The following is a 23,676-nucleotide window of genomic DNA, read 5'->3' on the forward strand; positions in this document are numbered from 1 at the left end:
CCGTCACATCCGACCTCGCGTCAGGGCGCGGGCTGGGGCTGGGTCACGCAGTGGATGCCGCCGCCCTGGTTGCCGAGGTTGTCGATGTTGAGCTGGACCACGGCGCGGCCGGGGAAGGCGCGCTGCAGGACCGCCTTCGCATTGGCGTCGGCGGTCGAGTCGCCGAACTGCGCCGAGATCACCGCGCCGTTGCACACGTAGTAGTTGGCGTAGGAGTCCACGAAGTCGACGCTGGTCGCGCGGATCAGGTTGTAGTCGGGCGACTGGAGCTTGGTGACCGCGATCGCGGCGCCCTGGGCGTCCGTCGAGGTGGACAGGGTCTGGTACTGCTGCTGCTCGTCCTTGGACCAGATGTCCGAGGGATCGGCCGGGTTGGGAGTCTGCACGAGGCCGCCGCCGGGCGAGAGGAAGCGCGAGGTCGCGTCCACGTGGTCGTCCGTGATGTCCTGGCCGCTGATACCGGTGAACCAGATCACCTTGGAGGCGCCGAAGGCGGTGCACATCGCCTGCTCGATCTGCGCCCGGGTCTTCCCCGGATTGCGGTTGGAGTTGACGATGCTGCTCCGGGTGGCCATCAGCGTTCCCGCGCCGTCCGCCTCGATCGCACCGCCCTCGCTGACCACGCCCGCCGCCGTGAAGGGGACGCCCAGATAGGCCGCGACGCGCTGCGCGACCAGGGCGTCCTTGGCGTGGGTCTGCTTGTTGCCCCAGCCGTTGAAGTTGAGGCCGACCGCATCGAGCCCGCCCGCGCCGTTGGTGCGGAAGACCGGCCCGGAGTCGCGCATCCAGCAGTCGTCGACCGGGATCGTGCCGATGACGGTGACGTTGGGGTTGGTGCAGGCGCGCTGGGCCGCGGCCACGCTCGCCGAGTTGGCCAGCAGGAAGACCGGCTCGTACCTGGCGACGGTGTTCGCGATCAGGGCGATGTTCGCCTGCAGGCCGGCCAGCTTGTTGCGGTAGATCGCGGTGCTGTCGGGCCAGGCCATCCAGGTGCGGGTGTGCGGCACGCTGTCCAGCGGCACGACGAAGGAACCCGTGGCGGCGCCCGCCGCGGCCCGGAGCCCCCGCGGGGCCGTGGCGGCACGGGCGGTCCCGGCGAGTCCGGTCGCGGCCCAGGCCGCACCGGCGGCGGTGATCCCGGCGGCGGCGAGGAAGCCGCGCCGGTCCATCCGGCGCGGCTCGGGGGTGCTGCTTCGAGGGGTGCTCAGGGGGTCGTGCGGTTCCCCGACTCGATCGTGTCGGTCCATCGGTGGCCTCCCTTGGCCGGAGCGGCGCGGGTGCGCCGTCGCGGAGAGAAGCTATAACTGGCCATGCGCTCGGTCAATACTTGGCGCAGGGATCGACGCCTGCGCCGGACCGCCAGGGCGGGCGCGCATCGGACGTCCGCCGTCCCGGTCGTGCAGTAAAAGGAAGCTGACGGATACTCAGCCCGTCTCGGGGGGCGGCAGACCGAGGCTGCCGCGGATGGCCCTGACCTGCGTCTCGACCGGAGCGTTCGCCGCGGTCAGCCGCCGCTCGTCGGCGCGCAGCCCCGCCAGCGTGGGGACGCCGGCGGCGGTGGCGGTGAGGTCCGCGCGGGCCTCGTTCGCCGCCACCAGGCGTGCGGCGAGCGTGCGCGTCTCCGGGGGCAGGGCCAGCGCCGCGAGCCGCCGGTCGAAGAGGCGCTCGGTGGCGGCCGCGTCGCGCAGGTCCGCCCGCGCGGCGTCGAGCCGGGCGCGGTCCCGGCCGTCGAGCCTGTCGAAGTCCGCCTCGAGATGCCGGTTCCCCTCGCTCGCGATCGCCAGGTAGCGGGCCGCCGCCGCGCCACGGCCGGGGCTCGGCGGCACGGCCGCGGGACGCCCCGACCCGCACCCGCACCCCGCGGCCAGGACCGCGAGTCCCGCCGCCGTGACCCCGACCGCCCGCACGCCGATTCGCGACCGGCGCGCGTCAGTAGCCGTACCCGCCTCCCGAGGTGCTGGGCGAGGGCGACGGCGAGGACGGCGCCGCGGGGGCCGCCATGATCGCGTTGCCGTCGACGCCCACCACGTACCAGGTGCCGCCGAAGTTCGTGATGCCCTCGCCGTTCACGACGCCGGGAGCGGTGTCCTTGACGAAGGTGTAGAGCGGGTGACCGTTGTAGGTCACCTGAGTGGTGTGGTCGGCCCGCGTCGTGGTGGCGACCATCGAGGCGGTCACGCCGCTGTTGCTCGGCATGCCGGACGTGTGCTCCGGCGGCCACACCACCGCGCACGTACCGGAGCAGGTCGACTTCCCGCCGGTGTCGGCCGTCAGCATGTACAGCGTGTGGCCGCTGCCGTCGACGAGGATCGTTCCGTACTTCGAGCTCGCCGTGTGCACGGCCGCGCCGGAGGCCGCGGGGGCACTGGAGGCGGGCGGCTGCGAGGAGCTCGAGACGTTGTTGCCGGTGCTGCCGCACGCGGTGGCCAGCGCCGCGACGGCTACCGCACCCGCTGAGATGGCGATGACGCGGTTCATGGAGGAACTTCTTTCCTGGGTCCCTGACCCGACCCTGGGTGACCGGGTCCTACCAGGGATACGCGCGTCGGCAGGCCCGGGTTCACGAACCGCTGGGGTCTACTGGAGGCATGACAGAGCTGACCGCTGCGCAGATCGACTATCTCGGAAGTCAACTACTGGGCCGACTGGCCACCACCGGCACGGACCACAAGCCCCATGTCGTCCCCACCTCGTTCCGCTACAACGCCGACCTCGGCACCGTCGACGTCGGCGGTCACCACATGGCGGGCACCAAGAAGTACCGCGACGTCCGGGCCAACGGCTGGGCGGCGATCGTGGTCGACGACCTGGTGACCACCCACCCGTGGACCCCGCGGATGCTGGAGATCCGCGGCCGCGCCGAGGCGGTCCCCACCGGGGGCGGGCACCTCGGACCCGGCTTCGGCGAGGCGTTCATCCGCATCCACCCGGAGAGGGTCAACAGCTTCGGGATCGAGTAGCTCAGCCCTACGGGGCGTCGAAGCTGGCGAAGTACGCGGCCGCCATGTCCTCCGCGCCGTGTCCCTGGGCCGCGGCGCGGGCGAAGCGCTCGGCGCAGGCGGCGGCCAGGTCGAGGCGGACGCCGTACCGCTCGCCGGCCGCGACGATCAGCCGGGCGTCCTTCTCCGCGGTGCTCACCGCGAAGGCCGCGGGCGAGAGGCGGTCCTCCAGCACGAGTGCGGCCTTGGCGTGCAGATAACCCATGTCGAGCGGGCCGCCGCCGACGGCGTCGAAGAAGTCCTTCGGGTCCACGCCGAGCCCCTTGGCCAGGGCCAGCGTCTCGCCGACCGCGTTGGTCGCCGCGAGCACCCAGCTGTTGGCGACCAGCTTCAGCCTGGTCGCGCTACCGTCCGCGCCGTCCTCCCCGGTCCCACAGGGTCCTGGCCCCGACGGCGTCGAACACCGGCCCGACCGCGGCTCGGGAGGCGGCGGGTCCGGCGGCGAGCACCAGCAGCTGTCCCGCCTCGGCGGGCTGCCGGGTGCCGAGCACCGGCGCGTCGAAGAAGACCAGCCGGTGCTCCCGCGCGAGCGCGGCCAACCCGCCGACCAGCTCGACGCCGACGGTCGTCGACTGCACCCAGGCCGCGCCGGGCCGCAGCGCGGGCGCGGCGGCGCCCATCACCTCCAGCACGGCGGGCCCGTCGTGCAGCATGGTGAGCACGACGTCCGCTCCGTCCACGGCCTCGGCGGGACTGTCCGCGACCCGCACGCCGTCCCCGGCCAGCGGCTCCGCCTTCGCTCCGGTCCGGTTCCAGGCCCGGGTGTCGTGCCCGGCGCGCGCGAGGTTCCTGGCCATCGCCGCGCCCATGATCCCGGTCCCCAGCACGGTCACGCTCAGCTGCTCAGTCATGGCCTCCACGCTAGCCCTACCGGCGGCAAGGGCCGTGCCGCGTCCAGCCGGGCGGCCCCGCACCTCGCGTGGACGACGCGCATGCGACGCCGGTGACGGGGGGCATGCGAGCCACCCGCCCCGCCGCGCCCGCCCTGCCGTCACCGACCGACCGCGCCCGGCCCGGCCGGCGGGTCAGCTCTCGGCCAGTTCGGTCAGGGCGCGGTCCAGCATCGCGGTGAAGAAGTCGACCGCGTCCGCGTCCACGCAGAGCGGGGGCTTGATCTTGAGGATGTTGAGGTGGTCGCCGGTCGGCTGGACCACGACGCCGAGTTCGAGCATCCGGTCGCACAGCTCGGCCGTCTCCTCGGTGGCCGGTTCCAGGGTGAGCCGGTCGCGGACCAGCTCCAGGCCCAGGTAGAGACCGGAGCCGTGGACCGCTCCGACCAGCGCGTGCCGCGCGGCCAGCGCCTCCAGGCCGGCCTTCAGCCGCCCGCCGGTGCGCACCGCGTTGCCCTGGAGGTCCTCGTCGCGGATCGCGTCGAGGACGGTGAGGCCGACGACGCTGGAGACGGGGCTGCCGCCGGTGGAGGAGAAGAAGTAGCCCTGGTCGCGGTAGCGCTCGGCGACCGACGCCGAGGTGATCACCGCGCCGAGCGGGTGGCCGTTGCCCATGGCCTTGGCGACGCAGACGATGTCCGGGACGACCCCCTGCTGCTCGAAGCCCCAGAACCAGTGCCCCAGCCGCCCGTAGCCGACCTGGACCTCGTCCGCGACCGCCAGGCCGCCGTGCCGGCGGACCGCGGCGTAGAGCTGTTCCAGGTAGCCGTCGGGCAGGGCGACCCCGCCCGCGTTGCCGTAGTAGGTCTCGGCGAGGAACGCTCCCGGCGCCCGCCCGGACGCGGCCAGCTCGTCGACGAACCGGACCGCCTCGGGGGCGTACCGGGCGGCGTCCGCGCCGCGGTGACGGCCCCGGTAGGAGTTGGGCGAGTCCACCGTGTGCACCCAACTCGGCCGAGTGGTCAGCGCGTTGGGATTGTCCTGGAGGGAGGTGGAGACAGCGTCCGAGGCGTAGGTCCAGCCGTGGTAGGCCTCGCGCAGAGCGACCACGTCGTGCCGACCGGTCGCACCGATGGCGAGGCGGAGGCCGAGATCGACGGCCTCCGAGCCGGAGTTGACCAGGAACACCGTGTCCAGCGGCTCCGGCAGCAGCGCGGCGAGCCGCTCGCTGAACTCGACCACGGAGGCGTAGTGGAACCGCGAGTTGGTGTTGAGCCGCCGCGACTGCCGGGTCAGGGCCCGCTCGACGGCCGGGTGGGCGTGCCCGATCGCGCTGACGTTGTTGACGATGTCGAGGTAGGCGCGGCCACGGTCGGAGACCAGGTGGTGACGCCAGCCGCGTTCGATCCGCGGCGGGTCGTCGTAGTAGTGGCCCTGCACGGCGGCGAAGGCGGCGTGCCGACGGGCGAGCAGGCTCGCCTGACCGGCCGGTTCCGCGCCGGTACCGGCGGAGGGCAGACCGAGCAGCGCGGACGGGTCGGCGGTCAGCGCCAGCCAGCCCGCGGCGGTCTCCGGCCGGACCAGCTCGGGCACCTCGGCGAGGACGCCCGCGCGCCGCAGCGTCACCTGCGCCCTCGCGCCCGCGCCCAGCCGGACCAGTGCCTCCCCCGCCCCGACCCGGGTACCGGCCCGGACGCCGACCTCCGCCCCGACCTGTGCCTCCCCGCCGTCGAAGGACAGCCGCAGCACCAGCTCGCCGCAGTCGACCTCGACGCACCCGGCCTCCGCGCGCGACACCCGTCCGTCCCAGGGGGAGAGCAGCACGGCGTCCCGCCCGAACCAGAGCGAGAGCCCGGTGGCGACGGTGGCGGGCGACCGGGCCGACAGCACGCGGGAGCGGCTCAGCCGCACGGCGCCGTAGGGGGCCGCGACGAGCTCCGCGCCGTCGTCCAGACGCTCCCGTGCGAGCCGGTCCTCCAGACCTGGCCGCAGCCAGGCCCCGCGGTCCATCGCGTCCGCGTCGGTGCCCAGGTCGAGCAGGGCCACCCCGCTCGGCTCCAGGCCCGCGACCAGTCCGACGGCCGTGGGCGCGGGCGGCTGCGGCGCCCCGGCCAGCCCGAGCCGGTCGAGGATCAGCCTCGTCATCACCTCGACCGGGACGGAGACGGCCTGCTCGAAGATCCGCCACTCCCGGTCCAGCGCGGCCCGGACGTACGCGTTGTCGCCGTCCACCGCCGCCTGGTGCCGGCCGCTGGCCACCAGCGTGGCGGCGCGCAGCACGACCAGCGGCCACAGCGCCCGCGCCTCGGCCGGGGAGAGCGGGCGTTCGGCGTGGAAGGCCAGGATCGCGGGCAGCGCGTGGTGCGGTTCCAGTCCGGCGTGGTGCAGCAGTGAGGAGAGCGGGATCGCCAGCTCGCAGACGGCCCAACTGGTGGTCAGATCACCGAAGTCGATCACACCGTCCGGCAGCGGCGGCACGGCGCCGACCGCGGCGACCAGATTGTCGTCGGTCAGGTCCAGGTGGACGGCCTGCCGTGGAAGCTCCGCGCTCACCGCGGCGAGCCGGCTCCAGGCGTCCTCGGCCGCGGCCGCGACGGCCGCCCGACGCTCGGGTTCCGCGATGTGCTCCAGCAGCAGCGCCACGACCCGGTCCGCGTACTGCAGGTCCCACTGCAGCACCCGGTCCAGGCCGGGGTGCCGGAAGTCGCGCAGGGTGCGGCCGACCCTTCCGGCGATGCCGCCCATGGCGGCGACGGTGCGGGGCGGCAGGTGCCGCGATCCGGAGAGGGTGCCGCCCGCGAGGTGCCGCAGCAGCCGGGCGGTGACCGGACCGGACTCGGTCTCGACGACGGCCGCCCGCCGGGTGCCGTCGGGTCGCCGCAGCACCGTGGCGATCCGCAGGTCCGGGCAGGCCTGCGCGAGCAGGTCCGCGGCGTCGTCCTGGGCCTCGATCTCGGCCGCGCCGAAGGCGGGGTTCGCCACCTTGAGCACCGCGAGATCCTCGTCGTTCCCGTCGCGCAGCAGGAAGTTGGCGTCCTGCTGACTGCCCAGGGGCAACGCCCGCGCCGGGACGCCGAGCGCGTCGGCGATCTTCTCCGCCTCCGCGACCCCGACCCGGGGCGCGGGGAGGGACTCACGCGCGAAGAAGTCGACGGTGGACGGCGTGGACGGCTGCTGCGAGGTCATGGCGTTTCCTGGCTGCTCGCGGATCGGGACACGCGCGACGGACACGGGACCGCATCCTGGCGCGCGATGCACCCCACCCTACAGCTCGATGGTGTGCAGCCAAGGACCATCACACTCGATTCGATCGCCATGACAATCGATTCGAGCTCGGGCGCGCAGGAGGAGTCGGTCACCCTCCGGCCAGCGGCACCAGCCTGACGAAGACCAGACCGGCGCCGTCGCCGATCTCCACCACCTCGTCGAGCTCCTCCACCTGCCGGTCCCCGGCCAGCACGAAGAAGCCGTTGCGCAGGAAGGCCCGTTCGGCGACCTCGGCCTGCCGCTCCCAGTCCAGCTGCCGGGGGCGGCGCAGGCGGTAGCCGTTCAGCTCCACCTCGGCGTCGTCCGGGCGGACCAGACCCTGGAAGCGGTCGCCCGGGCCGGCGTTGTGGCGGGCGACCTCCTCGCGGACCCGCAGCCTGATCAGCTCCCTGAGCGTCATCCGCTCCGGCACGCCGGCCACATCGAAGGCGGCGAGCGCCCGGCCCGTCGCCGTCTCGTCCCTGAACGTCACGGTGGCCATCAGGCTCCCGCCCGGATCTGCGCGAGGATGGAAGCGTCGGTGATCTTCGTGTCGGCGGCCAACAGCGCGGCCTTGCTGAGGATCAACGAGAGGCGCTCGTCCTCGAACGGCAGGAACACCCGGCCCTCCCCCGCGCGTCGGGCGGGCACGATGCACAGGTACCGGCCGCCGGGCTCCATCAGGATGTTGGCCGAGCCCAGATGGATCCGGTAGTCGGCGAGCTCGCCCCTGACCACCAGATGGCGGGCGTCCAGCGTGCAGCGGTCCGCGATCCGCAGCCGGGGCAGGATCCGCTCCAGCGCCTCCCGACGCATCTGCGCGTTCGCGCTGAGATCCGCGAAGGCCGTCGCGCGCCGGTAGTCCGTCCAGCGGTCCTCGCCCCGGTCGGCCCAGTCGGGGTCGGCCGCGACGGAGGTGACCGCGACGAAGAGGTCGATGTCCCGCATGGCCTCGCTGAACACCTCCGCAGGCACCTCGGCCAGCTGGACCGGCCGCCAGCTGCGGCCGTCGCGGCGCTCGAAGCGGACCTGGTCCGTGGTGGCGTGGTCGAAGGAGTGGCCGCCCTCCTCGCCGACGGGTTCGTGGTGGAGACCGGCGCGCCACCGCCCGTCGCCGAACTCGGCCCTGGCCAGGCCGTCGTAGCCGTCGCTGTGGGGCCCGAGGTAGTTGGACTGCCAGCCGCGCTCCTTGAAGAGGGCATAGAGCCGCTGGTAGTGCACGATGTGGGCGGCGAACCTGTTGGACCAGGCGCCCGTCTCCTCCTCCGCCGGGGTGAGCAGGTAGACCTCCCTGAACGCCTGCTTGAACGGCTGCCGCAGCTCCCTGGCGAGGATCTCCTCGCGCCGGGCGAGGACCTCCGCCGCCGGGACCCGGATCGGGTGCCACAGCCGCACCCGCCGGGGGACGCCGTCGGGCTCACGGCCCGGCGCCACCGCCCGCCACGGGCCGTCCTCGTCCTGGAACTCCCAGATCAGCGCGCGCGTCGGCACCCCGACGACGGGATGGTCGCGGAAGTGCCTGCACCACTCCTCGTAGGGCCAGGAGCGGTCCGTCGACAGCAGCGCCTCGATCCTGGCCCGTGCGGCGGTGAGCGTCGCGCGCACCTCCTTGGCCAGCCGGGTGAGCTGTGCGAGCTCGTCCGGGCATTCCTGCCGGACGGCGGCGGGGGCGGTGCGGGAGACCCTCCCGTCGGGGGCGGTGAAGCTCAGCCGCACCGTCGCGGCGTCCTCGATCGCGAGGCGGACCCGGTGCCCGGCCAGCAGCCGCTCGTGCGAGCCGTCCGGGGCCAGGCCGTGGTCGGGCACGCTGCGCTCGACCAGCTGCGCCGGGGTGATGCCGAGCCGGCCCGACGCCGTGACCAGGGCGGTGTCGAGCTGCTTGCGCAGCGCCCGGTCCTTGATCGTGGTCTGCAGCCGCCACAGCGCCTCCAGCGCCGCCGGGTCCTCCACCTCCGCCAGCGCGTTGACGGCCGCGCCCGCGAGCTTGAGGTCCTCCGCCACGCCCTGCCGCCGACCGCCCGCCCGCAGCGCGAGCGCGGCCAGCCGCGGCACCGTGTCGGCGTCGGCGGTCAGCGCGGCGGCCCAGACCAGGCCGCGCGCCAGGTCCCTGTCGTTCTGGTGCACCAGGTAGTGGTAGTGGTACCCGTCGCCCATCCACTCGGTGTGCGAGCCGTGTTCGCGGCTGCACACCGGCTCGCCCTCGGCCAGCGCCGCCAGGACCGCGGCGACCGGGCCGCGCGCCGAGGCCGCGTCCACCAGCCCCGGGCAGGCCCTGCGCCAGCGCTGGGTCGGGCGCGGGCCGGTCAGGCTCGCCGCGTGCGTCAGCAGCGCGACCAGGGCGGCGCCCGACACGGCGCCGGCCTGCTCCCGCAGCGCGGCGGCCCAGGGCGCGTGCGCGGGGACCAGCCCCTCGGGGACCGCGCCGGGGTCGACCCTGGCGAGCAGGCCGCGCAGGCGGGCGGCCAGCCGCCCTCTGACCCGCGCCTCCACGTCGCTCTCCGGGCCCAGCAGCTCCACGTGGGCCCGGCGCAGCCACGGCTCGACCGCGCGACAGCCCTCGACGTCCAGCTGTTCGGCGGCGTCCAGCGCGTGGTGCAGGGCGTCGGCGGAGAGGCCGCCCTGCCATCCCTTCGCCCCCTGCCGCCCGCAGGCACGGCGCAGCATCACCGCGACCTCGTCCGCGCTCCAGCCCCGCAGCTCGGGCGCGAGCGCGTCGACCTCGCGGCCGGCCCAGCCGATGTCGAGCGGGTCCAGTCCGTGGACGAGCAGCAGGCAGAGGACGGCGGCCCGCTGCTCGGGCTCAGGGGAGACCGCCAACCGGCCGCCGGCCTCGGCCCAGGCCGAGGCGCGCCCGGCCAGCCACTGCCGGTACTCCTCCTGGAACGGGCCGGTCACCCCCGGTCGGCGCGGGGAGCGCCGCCGGGACTCCAGGAAGTCGACCAGCCACGGCACACGGGAGCGTGCGGCGTCCGCCGCCTGGTCGAGCGCGTCATCGATCATGGCGAGATGGTGGCAGACACGACTGACAGCTCTCGGCGAACCCCGCCCCGTGCACGCCGGGCTCCGGCAGGATGGACCCCGCCGGAAAGAACTTCGGAGAAAGTTCCGCACGGATGTCGAAATCGCCGAGCGTGCTTCTACCTGTCAGTGAGAGCGCCCCGGCCGGGGCGTCCGAGCCGGAGGAGCAGGACATGAAGTACATGCTGCTGATGCAGTTCAGCGCCGCGACCGCGGACTTCCCGACGATCGACACCTGGACTCCCGAGGAGATCCGCGCGCACATCGGCTTCATGCGCGACACCAACGTCAAGCTCGCCGCCTCCGGCGAGCTGGTCGACGCCCAGGGGCTGGCGATGCCGGACACCGCGAAGATCGTCCGCTCGCACGGCGGCGGCGCGCCCGTGGTCACCGAGGGGCCGTTCCCCGAGACCAAGGAGTGGGTGGCCGGCTGGTGGATCGTCGACTGCGAGGACGCCGACCGCGCCCTGGAGATCGCCGCCGCCGTGTCCGCCGCCCCCGGCCCCGGCGGCGCGCCGATCAACATGCCGATCGAGGTGCGCCAGGTCATGTCCGCGCCGACCGAGGAGCTGTGAGCGCTGACTGACGGAGGAACGCTCGTCGAGGACCTGCTGCGTGAGCTCGCGCCGCAGGTCGTCGGCGTGCTCACGCGGAGGTTCGGCGACTTCGCGGCCGCGGAGGACGCCGTCCAGGAGGCCCTGCTGGCCGCCGCCGTCCAGTGGCCGCAGGAGGGGGTGCCGGGGAATCCGCGCGGCTGGCTGATCCAGGTCGCCCAGCGCCGGATGACCGAGGAGGTCCGCAGTGAGCAGTCCCGGCGGCGCAGGGAGGACCGGGTCGCCCACCTGGTGCCGGACGACCGGAGGACCGCGCCCGCGGCGGACGCCGAGGACCCGGCCGGGCGGGACGACACGCTCACCCTGCTGTTCCTCTGCTGCCACCCGGTGCTCTCGCCGCCCTCGGCGCTCGCCCTGGCGCTGCGCTGCGTCGGCGGGCTGACCACCGCCGAGATCGCGAGCGCGTTCATGGTGCCGGAGGCGACCATGGGCCAGCGGATCAGCCGGGCCAAGCAGCGCATCAAGTCCTCCGGGGTGCCGTTCGCGCTGCCGGACCGCGAGGGCTGGCCGGAGCGGCTGGACGCGGTGCTGCACGTGCTCTACCTGATCTTCAACGAGGGCTACGCGACGAGCGTCGGCGACGACCTGCAACGGGTCGAACTGACCCGTGAGGCGATCCGGCTGACCCGCGCCGTGCACGCGCTGCTGCCCGGGGACAGCGAGGTCACCGGGCTGCTGGCGCTGATGCTGCTCACCCACGCCCGTAGCGCCGCCCGCACCGGCCCCGGCGGCGAGCTGATCCCGCTGGCCGAGCAGGACCGCGGCCGCTGGGACGCCGCCGCGATCGCCGAGGGCGTCGCGCTGGTCACCGCCGCCCTGCCGAGCGGCCCGGTCGGCCCGTACCAGGTGCAGGCGGCGATCGCCGCGGTCCATGACGAGGCCGCCACCGCCGACCTGACGGACTGGCCGCAGATCCTGGCCCTGTACGGGGTGCTGGAACGGATCTCGCCGAACCCGGTGGTCGGGCTCAACCGCGTCGTCGCCACCGCGATGGTCCACGGTCCCGAGGCCGGCCTCGGCGCGCTGGACGCCGTCGCGGCGGACCCCCGGCTGAAGGACCACCACCGGGTCACCGTGGTGCGCGCCCATCTGCTGGAGCTGGCCGGACGGCGCGCCGAGGCGGCCGAACTCTTCCGCGCGGCCTCCCGCGCGACGGCCAGCCTGCCCGAACGCCACCACCTCGCCATCCGCGCCGCCAGGCTGTCGGAGCCCGGCGACCCGGGGACGGTGCCGAACGGGCGCGCGGACCTGGGATGATCGAGGCATGGTCGACCGCATCATCGCCGCCTGTGACGGCGCCGCCAAAGGCAATCCAGGGCCCGCAGGCTGGGCCTACGTCGTCGCCGACTCCTCCGGCGCCCCGCAGCGCTGGCGCTCCGGCGCACTCGGGCACAGCACCAACAACATCGGTGAACTGACCGCCCTGGAGCAGCTGCTGACGGACACCGATCCCGCCGCGCCCCTGGAGGTGCGGCTCGACTCCACCTACACCCGCGACGCCGTCACCAAGTGGCTGGCCAACTGGAAGCGCAACGGCTGGCGTACGGCCGGCGGCAAGCCGGTGGCCAACCAGGAGCTGATCCAGCACATCGACGAGCTTCTGACGGACCGCGAGGTCACCTTCGTCTACGTCCCTGCACACCAGGTGGACGGCGACCCGCTCAACGCCATCGCGGACAAGGCCGCCAGCGACGCCGCCCGGCACCAGCGGGACGCCTCGGGCACCGGCGCGGACCTGCCCGTCCCCGAGCCGGTCACCCCGGCCGGGCGCGCCAAGATCTCCCGGCCCGCGCGGACCGGCGGCGCCTCCTCGGGAACGGCCGCGAAGTCCGCGGGCGGCGGGAGTGCCCGCACGCTGGCCGCGCGCTACCCGGGCACCTGCGCCTGCTCGCGCTCCTACGCCAAGGGCGACAAGATCACCAAGGTCGGCTCCGGCTGGGGCCACCCGGAGTGCGCCGCGTCCTTCTCCTGATCCGGTTCGCCGCCCGGCCCGGGCGGCGGCTGGATCAGCCGCGCCACCAGTCGTCCAGCGGGGTGACCGGGACGACGCGCTTGTGCCGGGTCGCGAGGAAGATCGACTCGACCTTCGTCGCGACCTCGGGCGTGACCTCGGCGCCCTCGAGGTAGTCGTCGAGCTCGGCGTAGGTCAGGCCGAGCGCCTCCTCGTCGGGCAGCGCGGGCCGGTCGTCCTCCAGGTCGGCGGTGGGCACCTTCTTCCAGACGCTCGGCGGCGCGCCCAGCTCCTGCAGCAGGGCCGCCCCCTGCCGCTTGGTCAGGCCGGTCAGCGGGGTGAGGTCCACCCCGCCGTCGCCGAACTTGGTGAAGAAGCCGGTCACCGCCTCGGCCGCGTGGTCGGTGCCGACCACCAGCATGCCGAGCTGGCCGGCGACGGCGTACTGGATCACCATGCGCTCGCGGGCCTTGATGTTCCCGCGGACGAAGTCCCGCAGCTTGGGCTCGTCGCCCAGCAGTTCGCGCAGCCCGGAGGCCGCCTCCGCGGCGACCGCGTCCGCGCTCGGCCGCACGTTCACCGCGATCGACCGGTCGGGCCGGATGAACCGCAGCGCGATCTGCGCGTCGTCCTCGTCCGACTGCACGCCGTAGGGCAGCCGCACGGCGACGAAGGTCGCCTCGTGCCCCTCCGCCCGCAGCTCCTCGACGGCCAGCTGGCACAGCCGGCCGGCCAGCGTGCTGTCCTGACCGCCGCTGATCCCGAGCACGTAGCCCTTGGCCGGGGTGGAGCGGAGGTAGTCCTTGAGGAAGTCGACCCGCTGCCGGATCTCGGTCCCGGCCACGATGGCCGGCTTGACGCCGAGCTCGGCGACGATCTGGTCGCGTAGGTTCGCCATTCGATCACCCTACCGCGAGGGCCTCAGCGCTCCGGCGGGTCCTCGGGCCATTCGCTGGTGTGCCAGACCGGGCCTTCGGCGGGCCCGGGCGCGGCGGCGTCCCGGCGCGGGCCGTGGGCGGCCAGGGCGGTGGTGAGGTCGGGGTGGAGCGGGACCTGGCAGTCCGCCGCGAGCTCGGCGGCGGCGCGGGACAGGGCGACCAGTTCCAGCGGACGCTGCTGCTCCGCGAGGTGCCGGGCGGCGAGGGTCAGCGCCTCGTGACCGGCCGGGGACCAGCCCTTGAGGTGGGTGAGGTCGAGCAGCAGCGGGCCGTCGCCGCGGGCGACGGCCCAGCCGACGGCGCCGGTGAAGCGCGTGACGGCGTCGTCGCCGAGATAGCCGGCGACCTGGAGGACGTCGGCGGTCGGACGGGTGGTGAGGTGCCACTGGATCGTCATCGGGCGGCTCCTTCCGTGGTCAGTGGCGGTGACCGCCGACGTAGAACATCAGCATGATGAACGCGGCGAAGACATGGAACCCGATGACGTAGATGAACGCACGGATCCAGACGCCCTTGCTGGCCCGGCGGCCGCCGCCCTCGCTGCCGTCGTCCTCGGGCTCCGGCGCGCGCTCCGGGCGGCTGTCGGCGTCGAGGCTCATCGGGCCACCGCCTCGGCGGTGTCGGCCTCGCGGAGCTCGGCGAGCAGGTCCTGCTGACCGGCGAGCAGCTCGGTCAGGATGCGGCGGGCCGCCCGCAGCAGCTCGGCGACGTCGCCGCCCGCGAGCGAGTAGACCACGGTGTCCGCCTCCCTGACCGAGACCACGATCCCTGAGCGGCGCAGCACGGCGAGCTGCTGGGACAGGTTGGAGCGTTCGACCTCGATCCCGGCCAGCAGGTCCCGCACCGGCATCGGCCCGTCCTGCAGCAGTTCGAGGACCCGGATGCGCACCGGGTGGCCGAGCATCCTGAAGAACTCGGCCTTGGCCTGGTACAGCGGAACCGGCACTGCTCTCTCCCTGGTCTCGCACCGACGGCGGTCCTCGCCGACGGCGTCTCTCACCGAGGCTGCGGTGGCGCCGCCAGCATTGCAGCAAGTGAAGAACTTTTCAATTCACTACATCGGCCCGTGCAGGCCCTCCGCATCCACCACGAGCACCTGCCCGTCCCGCAGCGCGACGTGCGGCGTCCCCGCCGCGCGGTAGCCGGCCGCCACCCGGCCGACCTGCGCCGTTCCCGGGTGCGCCGGGGAGTCGACGTGCGGCACGAAGGCGAAGTCGAGAAGCCCGAGCCCCTCGGTGACCGCGGCCTCACCGTAGATCCTGGGCACCGCGTCACGGTCGTCGCACAGCTCGAGCCCGTCCAGGCTGGGCGCCAGCACGCACGGCCCGGCGCTGTAGCCGGCACAGACCAGGGCGTCCTCGCGCAGCAGCGCGGTCAGCGCCACGTCCGCGCCGCTGCGGGCGAGGGCGTGGCGCAGCATGAAGACGTTCCCGCCGCGCAGCCAGACCGCGTCGAAGCCGGAAAGGGCCGCCCGCACGGCCTCGGCGGGGCGGTCGAACCAGTCCCGCAGATCGAGCTCGGTCGGCCGCAGCCCCAGCCCGGCGAGCGCGGCGAACTCCCGCTCCACGCCCGCCGGCCGCTCGTGCGCGGGCTGGTCGTCCATCGCGTTGGCGACGACCGCGACCGACGCCGCGCCTCCCGGTCCCCGGCCCGACGCGCCGATCAGGGCGAGGAGTTGCTCCGGCTTGTCGCCCATGCGGAAGGACGAGAGATACAGACGCATCGGTCGACCCTACCGGCGCAGACGTGCGGGCCGCCCCCGGAGGGGACGGCCCGCACGCGGTGGAACGGATCAGCGGCGGAGCCGATCAGGCCCGGTCGAAGCGGTCCAGCTCCATGACCTTCGCCCAGGCGGCGACGAAGTCCTTGACCAGCTTCTCCTTGGCGTCGTCGCTCGCGTAGACCTCGGCGAGGGCGCGCAGCTCGGAGTTGGCGCCGAAGACCAGGTCGACCCGGCTGCCGGTCCACTTGACCTCGCCGGTGGCGGCGTCGCGGCCCTCGAAGGAGCTCGCGTCCTCGGAGGTCGCCTTCCACGTCGTACCCATGTCCAGCAGGTTGACGAAGAAGTCGTTGGTCAGCACGCCCGGGGTGCTGGTGAGGACGCCCGTCGAGGACTGCTGGTGGTTCGCGCCGATGACGCGGAGGCCGCCGACGAGCGCCGTCATCTCCGGGGCGCTGAGGTTCAGCAGGTTCGCCTTGTCGAGCAGCAGGTACTCGGCCGGCAGGCGGTTGCCCTTGCCCAGGTAGTTGCGGAAGCCGTCCGCCGCCGGCTCCATGGCGGCGAAGGACTCGACGTCCGTCTGCTCCTGGGAGGCGTCCGCACGACCCGCGCGGAACGGCACGGTGACGTCGAAGCCGGCGTCCTTCGCGGCCTTCTCCACGCCCGCGGCGCCCGCGAGCACGATCAGGTCGGCCAGCGAGATCTGCTTGCCGCCGGACTGCGCGGCGTTGAAGCCCTGCTGGACGCCCTCGAGCGCGCGGAGCACCACGGCGAGCTGGTCCGGGTCGTTGACCTCCCAGTCGGCCTGCGGCTGGAGCCGGACGCGGGCGCCGTTGGCGCCGCCGCGCTTGTCGCTGCCGCGGAAGGAGGCAGCCGAGGCCCAGGCGGTGGAGACGAGCTGGGCCACCGAAAGACCCGAGCTCAGGATCTGGCCCTTGAGCGCGGCGACGTCCGCGTCGGAGACCAGCTCGTGCGTCACAGCCGGAACCGGGTCCTGCCAGAGCAGCACCTCGGAGGGGACCTCCGGGCCCAGGTAGCGGGCGATCGGACCCATGTCACGGTGGGTCAGCTTGAACCAGGCGCGAGCGAAGGCGTCCGCGAACGCGGCCGGGTCGGCCAGGAAGCGGCGGGAGATCTGCTCGTAGGCCGGGTCGAAGCGGAGCGACAGGTCGGTCGTCAGCATCGTCGGGGCGTGGCTGCGCGAGGCGTCGTGCGCGTCGGGGACGGTGCCCGCGCCCGCGCCGTTCTTCGGCTTCCACTGCTGCGCGCCCGCAGGGCTGCGGGTGAGCTCCCACTCGTTGCCGAAGAGGATCTCGAAGAAGCTGTTGTCCCAGGCGGTCGGGGTGTTGGTCCAGGCGCCCTCGAGACCGCTGGAGATCGTGTCGACGCCCTTGCCGGTGCCGAAGGCGCTCTTCCAGCCCAGGCCCTGCTGCTCGAGCGGGGCCGCCTCGGGGTCCGCGCCGACGAGGTCGGCGTCGCCCGCGCCGTGGGTCTTGCCGAAGGTGTGGCCGCCCGCGATCAGCGCGACGGTCTCCTCGTCGTTCATCGCCATCCGGTGGAAGGTCTCACGGATGTCGCGGGCCGCGGCGAGCGGATCCGGGTTGCCGTTGGGGCCCTCGGGGTTGACGTAGATCAGGCCCATCTGGACGGCGCCCAGCGGGTTCTCCAGCTCACGGTCGCCGGTGTAGCGCTCGTCGGCGAGCCAGGTGGTCTCCGGGCCCCAGTAGACGTCCTCGTCCGGCTCCCAGACGTCGGCGCGGCCGCCGCCGAAGCCGAAGGTCGTGAAGCCCATGGTCTCCAGCGCGACATTGCCCGCGAGGATCATCAGGTCGGCCCAGGAGAGGCTCTGGCCGTACTTCTTCTTGACCGGCCAGAGCAGTCGGCGGGCCTTGTCCAGGTTGACGTTGTCCGGCCAGCTGTTGAGCGGCGCGAAGCGCTGCTGACCGGCGCCGCCGCCGCCGCGGCCGTCGCTGATCCGGTAGGTGCCGGCGCTGTGCCAGGCCATACGGATCATGAACGGACCGTAGTTGCCGTAGTCGGCCGGCCACCACTCCTGCGAGCTGGTGAGCACCTCGGCGATGTCCCGCTTGACGGCCGGGAGGTCCAGCGTCTCGAAGGCCGCGGCGTAGTCGAAGTCCTCGCCCAGCGGGTTCGCCACCGCGGGGTTCTTCGCGAGGATCTTCAGGTTGAGCTGCTCGGGCCACCACTGGCGGTTGCCGCCGCCCTGCGTCGGGTGCGCGGCGCGCCCGTGCGCGACAGGACATCCGCCCCCGCTCTGCGCGTCTACGGCGTGTGCTTCGTGGTTCTCAGACATCGGAATCCTTCCGGACCAGGCGGATCACGGGGAGCGGGGCCCGACGGGCTCGAGCCCGGCAGACGGCCTGCCGTCTGCCGTACTGGAGTCTGCCTGCCCCTTGGCTATCACCAGATCCGATCCTACGATGGACACAGTCCAAGTCAAGAAGAACACCAAGACGGTACCGGTAAACTTCGGCCATCCCCACGGAAACCGATAGGTGAACCCATATGAGTGACCTGCTGCAGCGACTGCGAGGGCGCGGCTGGCGGATGACCTCCCAGCGGCGTGTCGTCGCGGAGGTCCTCGACGGTGAGCACGTGCACCTCACCGCCGACGAGGTGCACGCCAGGGCGAGTGCCAGACTGCCCGAGATCTCGCGGGCGACGGTCTACAACACGCTGGGCGAACTGGTCTCCCTCGGCGAGGTCATAGAGGTCGCCACGGACGGGCGCGCCAAGCGCTACGACCCGAACGCCCACCACCCGCACCAGCACCTGGTCTGCTCCAGCTGCGGCACCATCCGCGACGTCCACCCGGCCGGCGACCCGCTGGCCGACCTCCCTGCGGCCGAGCGCTTCGGCTTCACGGTCTCCCAGGTCGAGGTCACCTACCGCGGCCTCTGCCCCTCCTGCGCCTGACCCGCACGTGCGCGGCCCCGAGTGACCCGGGACCGCGCACCCTCCGGGCGGCCCGTGCAGGCGGTCGTGCGGCGGGAGATGACGAAGTACGCGCCGTCCCCGGCGGCCCGACCGCCTTGTCCTGACATTGCCCTGACACTCCGCTCTCCGGACAGCTAGGCTCGGATCCCGGACACGCACGGGGGCGGGGGGAAGTGTGGGGACGTCTGTCTTCGCTGCGCTGCTGCGGGATCGACGCCTGTCGGTCGGCTTGAGCCAGGACGAGCTCGCGGCGCGCTCGGGGGTGTCGACGCGGTCTATCAGCGCACTGGAGGCGGGCCGACGCCGGCCGCGGATGTCCTCGGTGGTCCAGCTCGCCGAGGCGCTCGGCCTCGACGCCGACACCCGCACCCGCTGGCTGCAGGCGGCCAGAACACCGGACCAGGACGCGGCCGCGCCGGGCCCGTCCCCGGCGCCGCCCCTGGCCGGACCGCCCGCCGGGCCCGTCGTGCCCCAGCAACTCCCCTCGGCGATACGGCACTTCACCGGGCGGGCCGGGGAGCTCAAGGAGCTCGACGCGCTGCTCGGCGATCCGCTGCCCGAGTGCGGCGCGGTCGTGATCTCGGCGATCGCGGGCACCGCGGGCGTGGGCAAGACCTCGTTGGCCGTCCACTTCGCGCACCGGGTGGCGCACCGCTTCCCCGACGGGCAGCTCTTCGCCGACCTGCGCGGCTTCGACCCGGTCGGCCCTCCGCTCGACGCCGCCGCCGTGGCGCGTGGCTTCCTGGAAGCGCTCGGCGTGCCCGGCCCGCGCATCCCGGCCGACCCCGAGGGTCAACTGGCGCTCTACCGCAGCCGCCTGGCGGGCACCCGGACGCTGATCGTGCTGGACAACGCCCGGGCGGCGGACCAGGTCCGCCCGCTGCTCCCGGGCTCGGACCGCTGCCTGGTGCTGGTCACCAGCAGGAACCGGTTGGCCGGGCTGGTGGCCCTGGACGGAGCCGTGCCGCTGGCCCTCGACGTGCTGCCCCCCGCCGAGGCGCGCGAACTGCTCGCCCGCCGACTGGGCGCGGAGCCCGTACTGGCCGACCCGGCCGCGACCGACGAACTGGTCGAGCTGTGCGCCAGGCTGCCCCTGGCCCTGAGCATCGCCGCCGCGCACGCGGCCGGTCACCCCGGCGTCCCGCTGCACGTCTGGACCCGCGAGCTGCGCGACACCCGGGCCCGGCTCGACCTGCTGTCCACCGGGGAGAGCCACGCAGACGTCAGGGCCGTGCTGTCCTGGTCCTACCGGACCCTGGCCCCGCAGGCGGCGAGGCTCTTCCGTCTGCTCGGCCTGCATCCCGGCCCGGACATCAGTGCGGCGGCGGCCGCGAGCCTGGCCGGGCTGCCGCTCGCCCAGGTCCGCCCCCTGCTGGACGAACTCCGTCGCGCCCACCTGATCACCGGCGCGGACCGCGACCGCTCCTCCTTCCACGACCTGCTGCGCGCCTACGCCGCCGAGCAGGCGGCGGCCTTCGAGCCCCCGGAGGCACGGGCCGAGGCGCTACGGCGGATGCTCGACCACTACCTGCACACCGCGCAGTCGGCCGGCTCCCTCGCCTACGCCGACGACGCCTCCTGGCCGGCCCTCGACCTCGGCGAGCCGGCTCCCGGCACGGCTCCTGAGCTCCCGGCCGACCGGGAGCGTGCGCTGGCCTGGTACCGGGAGGAGCAGCCGGTGCTCGAACAGGTCGTCGAGCGGGCCAGGCAGGCGGGATTCGACGACCATGTCTGGCAGTTGGCCGCCGTGCAGGTGTCCTACCTGCTCAAGTCCGGTCTCTGGCAGCAGTGGGAGCGGGTCAGCGAGGCGGCCCTGGCGGCGGCCGAGCGCAGCGGCGATCTCGCCCACCAGGCGCACGCGCACCGATGGCTCGGCCAGGTGCACCGCTCGCAGGGCCGCCAGCCGCAGGCCCACAGGGAACTGCGCAGTTCCCTCGACCTGTTCGCCGCCCTCGGCGACCGGGCCAGGCAGGGCAGGACCAGGCTCGACATCGCCATCACCCACGGCGAGGAGCACGCCTACGCCGAGGCGGTGGCCGAGTCCCGCCGGGCGCTCGAGCTCTTCGAGGAGCTCGGCGACCGCACGGGGCAGGCCCTCGCGCTCAACGGCGTCGGCTGGTACCTGACCTTCCTCGGGCGGCCGAGGGAGGCGCTCCCCTGGTGCCGCCGGGCCCTCGAGTTCGCCCGCGCGGACCGCAACCTGCCGGCGCAGTCCTCCGTCCTGGACAGCGTCGGCTTCATCCACCACCACCTCGGCGAGTACCGCGAGGCGCTGCCGGCGTACCAGGAGTCGCTGCGCCTGCGTCGGACGGTGGGCGACTACTTCCTCCAGGCCGAGATCCTCACCCACATCGGCGACACCCGGCTGGCCCTCGGCGAGACCGGGGCCGCCAGGCGCGCGTGGACGGAGAGCCTGGACATCCTCGACCGGCTCCAGCACCGCGACGCCGACGAGGTCCGCGCGCGGCTGGACGCCCTCGACCGGGCCGGCTCAGCGCCGGAGCCGGAGCCGGACTGAGCCCCTGCTCAACGCCACTCCCGCCACGGGTACTTCGCGTCACCCGCGCGGCGCACCCGCACCTGACCGAGCACCGCGCGCCCGGTGATCCGCAGGATCGGCCCGTCCGGGGCCGTGCCGTCCACCGCGCCCAGCGGCAGGACCCGCTTGGCGAAGAGCGCGCTGCCCTCGTCGTAGACCCGGACCTCGGGCGGCAGGATGATCTCGACCAGGCCGAACAGCGCCTCCGCCTCGATCACGACCTCCCGCCGGGTGAAGACGGCGTGCCGCAGGTCGATCACCAGTTTGCCCCAGCGCGCCCGCGCCACGCTGCTCGGCGGCACGGGCAGCTGTCCGCCCCGCCGCACCTTGCTGAACAGCGCCGTCACCGGGCGGGCGCTGGGCGGCACGACCGGCTGCAGCTCGGTCGCCGACACCGGCAGGTCCAGCGTGAGCGGATGCAGTTCGGCCAGCGTGCGGGCGGAGTACGCGGCCTCCAGCCGCTGCGCGTGCTCGTCCGGGTCGAGATGCCCGGTCGCCAGCGCGTCCGCCAGCACGGCGGCGACCCGGTCCCGGTCGACGTCACCGGCGCGCAGCACGGGACCGTCGACCGGGAGCCCGGGAAGCCGGACGGACTCGTTCACCACGGACACTCCAGCTGCCGAAGACGGGAAGCACTCGATACGGCAACACGATATGTCGCGACTGTGGCGCGAGTCAACGCTCCCGGCCGGCTCAGTCCCGACCGCGGCGGCCGAGGCCGAGCAGGGCGTGGAGCAGGAAGGCCGAGGCGAGGCCGACCGCCCAGCCGTAGTCGGCCAGCGGCTTGAGGAAGGGGATCAGGCCGTCCGCGGGGAACGGGCCCTGCTTCACGCCGCCGACGACCGTGGAGTACGAGCCGCCGACCGCCAGGACGCCGCCGACCGCGAACGCGAGCACCGCGCGCAGGTTCCAGCCGCCGGTGAACCAGTAGCGGCCCTCGCGCCGGTACAGGTCCGCGAGCGCGAGCTCGGTGCGGCGCAGGAACCAGTAGTCGGCGATCAGGATGCCCGCCACCGTGCCCAGCAGGCCGCCGACGAAGCCCAGCCAGGTGAAGATGTAGACGTGCGGGTTGGCGATCAGCTTCCACGGCATGATCACGATGCCGATCACGCCCGTGATCAGCGCTCCGGTACGGAAACTGATGAACCGTGGCACCAGGTTGGACAGGTCGTAGGCGGGCGAGACCACATTCGCGGCGATGTTCACCGACAGCGTCGCCACCATGACGACCAGCAGCGCGAAGACCGCGCCGGCCACGTTGCTCATCCGCGCGCTGAGCGCGATCGGGTCCCAGACCGGCTCGCCGTAGACGGCCTGGGATCCCGAGGTGACCAGCACCGAGAGGACGGCGAAGAGCGTCATGGTCGTCGGCAGCCCGAGGGCCTGGCCCCTGACCTGGGCCCGCTGGCTGCCGCCGAAGCGGGTGAAGTCGGGGATGTTCAGCGACAGCGTCGACCAGAAGCCGATCATGCCCATCAGCGCGGGGAAGAACACCTTCCAGAAGCCGCTCCCCCAGCCCAGCCGCGAGGGCTGGTCCAGCAGCGGACCGAAGCCGCCCGCCTTCGAGGCCATGAAGCCGAGCAGCACGAGCGCACCGACGATCACCAGCGGCGCGGCCCAGTTCTCCACCCGGCGCAGGGTCTCCATGCCGCGGGTGATGACCGCGATCTCGACGAGCCAGAAGAGCAGGAAGGACAGCCACTGGGTCCACGGCGTCCCGGAGATCGTCGAGGCGGTCAGCCAGCGGTGTCCCAGCACCTTCCCCGCCAGCAGGTAGATCCCCTCCCCGCCGATCCAGGTCTGGATGCCGAACCAGCAGCAGGCCACCGCCGCCCGCACCAGCGCCGGCAGGTTCGCCCCGCGCACCCCGAACGAGGCCCGGGCGAACACCGGGAACGGGATGCCGTACTTGGTGCCGGCGTGCCCGGTCAGCAACATCGGCGCCAGCACGATCAGGTTGGCCAGCGCGATGGTCAGCACGGCCTGCTTCCAGTCCATCCCGAGCGCCACCAGCCCCGAGGCCAGCGTCCAGGAGGGAATGCAGTGGGCCATGCCCACCCACAGCGCCAGGTAGTTGTAGGTGCGCCAGGTCCGGCGCTCCACCGGCACCGGCGCCAGGTCGCCGTTGGCGAAGCGCGGGTCGTCCAGCACGACGCCCCCGGCCAGCGCCACCCTGCCGTCGGGATACGTCAGCTGCGTCGCACTCGGGTCGGTTCTCGGAACTGCGGCTGAGGACACAGAGCCACCTCGGTTTCTCGCTGAGCGGCACCACCGGAAGCAGCAGCGTGAACCCTCCGCCCCGACCGCACAACGGGACAAACCAGACGCACCCGCCACCCGCGCCAGAGCCGGCCCCCGCCCCCCAGCTCAGCGCGGTCGCAGCGGCCCCGTAGGGTGCCGCAGTGATCTTCAGGAACTCTGCCCTCGCCACCGCGGCGATGCTGCTCTGCGCCGGCGCCCTCTCCGCCTGCTCGGCCGCCGCCGGGGCGACCCACCCGGGCCCGGCGCGCACCGCCACGCCGGTCTTCTCCCCCTCCACCGCGCCGACGCCGACCGCGAGTGCGACGCCGACCGCGTCCCCCGACGCGTCCGCCTCGCCCTCCCTGACGCGTCGACCGGCCGGCACGGCGACGCACCGGCGCACGCAGACGCCCCGGCCGGACCCGCACACCATGGCGCCCAGGACGCCGGGCCCCGGCGAGGTCAGCACGCCGCCGCAGAACGGCGACTGCAAGAAGATCCCGAGCGGGGCGTGGGTGTGCGGCACGACCAAGACCGGCATCCCGATCCCGCGGCCCTCCGGGACGTGAACGCGCGCGCCCCCGCGCCGGAGACCGGGGCGGGGGCGGACGGGACGGCGTGG

General features: G+C 73.8%; 21 protein-coding genes and 1 pseudogene. 7 read left to right on the top strand and 15 right to left on the bottom strand.

Annotated features, from left to right (window positions below; translation table 11 throughout):
- Positions 1 to 20: 20 nt before the first annotated feature.
- The 3 genes from BS83_RS32980 to BS83_RS42990 form a co-directional block, all read right to left on the bottom strand.
- The gene (locus BS83_RS32980) at positions 21 to 1,247 is read right to left on the bottom strand and encodes an agmatine deiminase family protein (RefSeq protein WP_084714513.1); all 1,227 of its coding nucleotides are present in this window, start codon (positions 1,245 to 1,247) and stop codon (positions 21 to 23) included.
- Between the two features lie 177 nt (positions 1,248 to 1,424).
- A complete protein-coding gene (locus BS83_RS32985) occupies positions 1,425 to 1,826 on the bottom strand; it encodes a hypothetical protein (RefSeq protein ID WP_157597424.1) in 402 nt (133 codons plus the stop codon).
- A gap of 103 nt (positions 1,827 to 1,929) precedes the next feature.
- Positions 1,930 to 2,478, bottom strand: coding sequence for a COG4315 family predicted lipoprotein (locus BS83_RS42990; protein WP_037607092.1), 549 nt, complete (start codon positions 2,476 to 2,478; stop codon positions 1,930 to 1,932).
- A 110-nt stretch (positions 2,479 to 2,588) separates the two neighbouring features.
- Between BS83_RS42990 and BS83_RS32995 the strand changes: the two genes are divergently transcribed.
- Positions 2,589 to 2,960 carry a PPOX class F420-dependent oxidoreductase gene (locus BS83_RS32995; protein WP_037607093.1) on the top strand — a complete coding sequence of 124 codons (372 nt, stop codon included), beginning with the start codon at positions 2,589 to 2,591 and terminating at the stop codon, positions 2,958 to 2,960.
- Positions 2,961 to 2,967: 7 nt separating this feature from the next.
- Here BS83_RS32995 and BS83_RS33000 read toward each other — a convergent pair.
- The 4 genes and pseudogenes from BS83_RS33000 to BS83_RS42465 form a co-directional block, all read right to left on the bottom strand.
- Positions 2,968 to 3,850, bottom strand: a pseudogene (locus tag BS83_RS33000) (NAD(P)-dependent oxidoreductase).
- A gap of 174 nt (positions 3,851 to 4,024) precedes the next feature.
- Positions 4,025 to 7,060: an aminotransferase gene (locus tag BS83_RS33005; RefSeq protein WP_232248572.1), complete on the bottom strand. Its 3,036-nt coding sequence runs from the start codon at positions 7,058 to 7,060 to the stop codon at positions 4,025 to 4,027.
- 124 nt (positions 7,061 to 7,184) lie between these two features.
- Positions 7,185 to 7,577, bottom strand: coding sequence for a hypothetical protein (locus tag BS83_RS33010; protein WP_037607095.1), 393 nt, complete (start codon positions 7,575 to 7,577; stop codon positions 7,185 to 7,187).
- The gene (locus BS83_RS42465) at positions 7,577 to 10,075 is read right to left on the bottom strand and encodes a DUF4132 domain-containing protein (protein WP_051944469.1); all 2,499 of its coding nucleotides are present in this window, start codon (positions 10,073 to 10,075) and stop codon (positions 7,577 to 7,579) included. Before BS83_RS42465 ends, BS83_RS33010 begins: the two co-directional genes overlap by 1 nt.
- 191 nt (positions 10,076 to 10,266) lie before the next feature.
- On the opposite strand from BS83_RS42465, the gene BS83_RS33020 reads away from it, so the two are divergent.
- The 3 genes from BS83_RS33020 to BS83_RS33030 are packed head-to-tail and all read left to right on the top strand — an operon-like array spanning position 10,267 to position 12,679.
- Positions 10,267 to 10,668, top strand: coding sequence for a YciI family protein (locus BS83_RS33020; RefSeq protein ID WP_037607096.1), 402 nt, complete (start codon positions 10,267 to 10,269; stop codon positions 10,666 to 10,668).
- A 3-nt stretch (positions 10,669 to 10,671) separates the two neighbouring features.
- Complete coding sequence (locus BS83_RS33025; protein WP_051944470.1) at positions 10,672 to 11,964, top strand: RNA polymerase sigma factor; 1,293 nt, start codon at positions 10,672 to 10,674, stop codon at positions 11,962 to 11,964.
- Between the two features lie 7 nt (positions 11,965 to 11,971).
- Positions 11,972 to 12,679, top strand: coding sequence for a ribonuclease H family protein (locus BS83_RS33030; RefSeq protein ID WP_037607097.1), 708 nt, complete (start codon positions 11,972 to 11,974; stop codon positions 12,677 to 12,679).
- Positions 12,680 to 12,713: 34 nt separating this feature from the next.
- On the opposite strand, the gene nadE is transcribed toward BS83_RS33030, so the two are convergent.
- The 6 genes from nadE to katG form a co-directional block, all read right to left on the bottom strand.
- The gene (gene nadE / locus BS83_RS33035) at positions 12,714 to 13,556 is read right to left on the bottom strand and encodes an ammonia-dependent NAD(+) synthetase (protein WP_037607098.1); all 843 of its coding nucleotides are present in this window, start codon (positions 13,554 to 13,556) and stop codon (positions 12,714 to 12,716) included.
- Positions 13,557 to 13,579: 23 nt separating this feature from the next.
- The gene (locus tag BS83_RS33040) at positions 13,580 to 13,993 is read right to left on the bottom strand and encodes an STAS domain-containing protein (protein ID WP_037607099.1); all 414 of its coding nucleotides are present in this window, start codon (positions 13,991 to 13,993) and stop codon (positions 13,580 to 13,582) included.
- 19 nt (positions 13,994 to 14,012) lie between these two features.
- Entirely contained in the window at positions 14,013 to 14,195 is a 183-nt protein-coding gene (locus BS83_RS33045) for a DUF6126 family protein (protein WP_037607100.1), read from the bottom strand.
- On the bottom strand, positions 14,192 to 14,542 hold the full coding sequence (locus tag BS83_RS33050) for an ArsR/SmtB family transcription factor (protein ID WP_037607101.1): 351 nt from the start codon (positions 14,540 to 14,542) through the stop codon (positions 14,192 to 14,194). Before BS83_RS33050 ends, BS83_RS33045 begins: the two co-directional genes overlap by 4 nt.
- Positions 14,543 to 14,650: 108 nt before the next feature.
- Entirely contained in the window at positions 14,651 to 15,319 is a 669-nt protein-coding gene (locus BS83_RS33055; RefSeq protein ID WP_037607102.1) for a Type 1 glutamine amidotransferase-like domain-containing protein, read from the bottom strand.
- A gap of 85 nt (positions 15,320 to 15,404) precedes the next feature.
- On the bottom strand, positions 15,405 to 17,630 hold the full coding sequence (gene katG, locus BS83_RS33060; protein ID WP_037607103.1) for a catalase/peroxidase HPI: 2,226 nt from the start codon (positions 17,628 to 17,630) through the stop codon (positions 15,405 to 15,407).
- Between the two features lie 212 nt (positions 17,631 to 17,842).
- Between katG and BS83_RS33065 the strand changes: the two genes are divergently transcribed.
- Complete coding sequence (locus BS83_RS33065) at positions 17,843 to 18,253, top strand: Fur family transcriptional regulator (RefSeq protein WP_037607104.1); 411 nt, start codon at positions 17,843 to 17,845, stop codon at positions 18,251 to 18,253.
- Positions 18,254 to 18,449: 196 nt separating this feature from the next.
- A complete protein-coding gene (locus BS83_RS33070) occupies positions 18,450 to 20,792 on the top strand; it encodes an ATP-binding protein (protein WP_084714515.1) in 2,343 nt (780 codons plus the stop codon).
- An 8-nt stretch (positions 20,793 to 20,800) separates the two neighbouring features.
- On the opposite strand, the gene BS83_RS33075 is transcribed toward BS83_RS33070, so the two are convergent.
- Together BS83_RS33075 and BS83_RS33080 are read right to left on the bottom strand one after the other, a co-directional pair.
- A complete protein-coding gene (locus tag BS83_RS33075; RefSeq protein WP_232248574.1) occupies positions 20,801 to 21,418 on the bottom strand; it encodes a DUF1707 SHOCT-like domain-containing protein in 618 nt (205 codons plus the stop codon).
- An 88-nt stretch (positions 21,419 to 21,506) separates the two neighbouring features.
- Positions 21,507 to 23,051 carry an NCS1 family nucleobase:cation symporter-1 gene (locus BS83_RS33080; protein WP_037607105.1) on the bottom strand — a complete coding sequence of 515 codons (1,545 nt, stop codon included), beginning with the start codon at positions 23,049 to 23,051 and terminating at the stop codon, positions 21,507 to 21,509.
- Positions 23,052 to 23,215: 164 nt separating this feature from the next.
- Between BS83_RS33080 and BS83_RS33085 the strand changes: the two genes are divergently transcribed.
- Positions 23,216 to 23,623 carry a hypothetical protein gene (locus tag BS83_RS33085; protein WP_037607106.1) on the top strand — a complete coding sequence of 136 codons (408 nt, stop codon included), beginning with the start codon at positions 23,216 to 23,218 and terminating at the stop codon, positions 23,621 to 23,623.
- Positions 23,624 to 23,676 lie beyond the last annotated feature (53 nt).

The organism is Streptacidiphilus rugosus AM-16 (assembly GCF_000744655.1).
Lineage (GTDB): Bacteria > Actinomycetota > Actinomycetes > Streptomycetales > Streptomycetaceae > Streptacidiphilus > Streptacidiphilus rugosus.

Excerpts from the sequence above, each read along its gene's own strand:
- nadE (WP_037607098.1), bottom strand. The coding sequence starts at position 13,556 with ATGGCGAACCTACGCGACCAGATCGTCGCCGAGCTCGGCGTCAAGCCG.
- BS83_RS33020 (WP_037607096.1), top strand. The coding sequence starts at position 10,267 with ATGAAGTACATGCTGCTGATGCAGTTCAGCGCCGCGACCGCGGACTTC.
- BS83_RS32995 (WP_037607093.1), top strand. The coding sequence starts at position 2,589 with ATGACAGAGCTGACCGCTGCGCAGATCGACTATCTCGGAAGTCAACTA.
- BS83_RS33040 (WP_037607099.1), bottom strand. The coding sequence starts at position 13,993 with ATGACGATCCAGTGGCACCTCACCACCCGTCCGACCGCCGACGTCCTC.
- BS83_RS42990 (WP_037607092.1), bottom strand. The coding sequence starts at position 2,478 with ATGAACCGCGTCATCGCCATCTCAGCGGGTGCGGTAGCCGTCGCGGCG.
- BS83_RS33055 (WP_037607102.1), bottom strand. The coding sequence starts at position 15,319 with ATGCGTCTGTATCTCTCGTCCTTCCGCATGGGCGACAAGCCGGAGCAA.
- BS83_RS32980 (WP_084714513.1), bottom strand. The coding sequence starts at position 1,247 with ATGGACCGACACGATCGAGTCGGGGAACCGCACGACCCCCTGAGCACC.
- BS83_RS33030 (WP_037607097.1), top strand. The coding sequence starts at position 11,972 with ATGGTCGACCGCATCATCGCCGCCTGTGACGGCGCCGCCAAAGGCAAT.
- BS83_RS42465 (WP_051944469.1), bottom strand. The coding sequence starts at position 10,075 with ATGATCGATGACGCGCTCGACCAGGCGGCGGACGCCGCACGCTCCCGT.
- BS83_RS33065 (WP_037607104.1), top strand. The coding sequence starts at position 17,843 with ATGAGTGACCTGCTGCAGCGACTGCGAGGGCGCGGCTGGCGGATGACC.
- BS83_RS33045 (WP_037607100.1), bottom strand. The coding sequence starts at position 14,195 with ATGAGCCTCGACGCCGACAGCCGCCCGGAGCGCGCGCCGGAGCCCGAG.
- katG (WP_037607103.1), bottom strand. The coding sequence starts at position 17,630 with ATGTCTGAGAACCACGAAGCACACGCCGTAGACGCGCAGAGCGGGGGC.
- BS83_RS33010 (WP_037607095.1), bottom strand. The coding sequence starts at position 7,577 with ATGGCCACCGTGACGTTCAGGGACGAGACGGCGACGGGCCGGGCGCTC.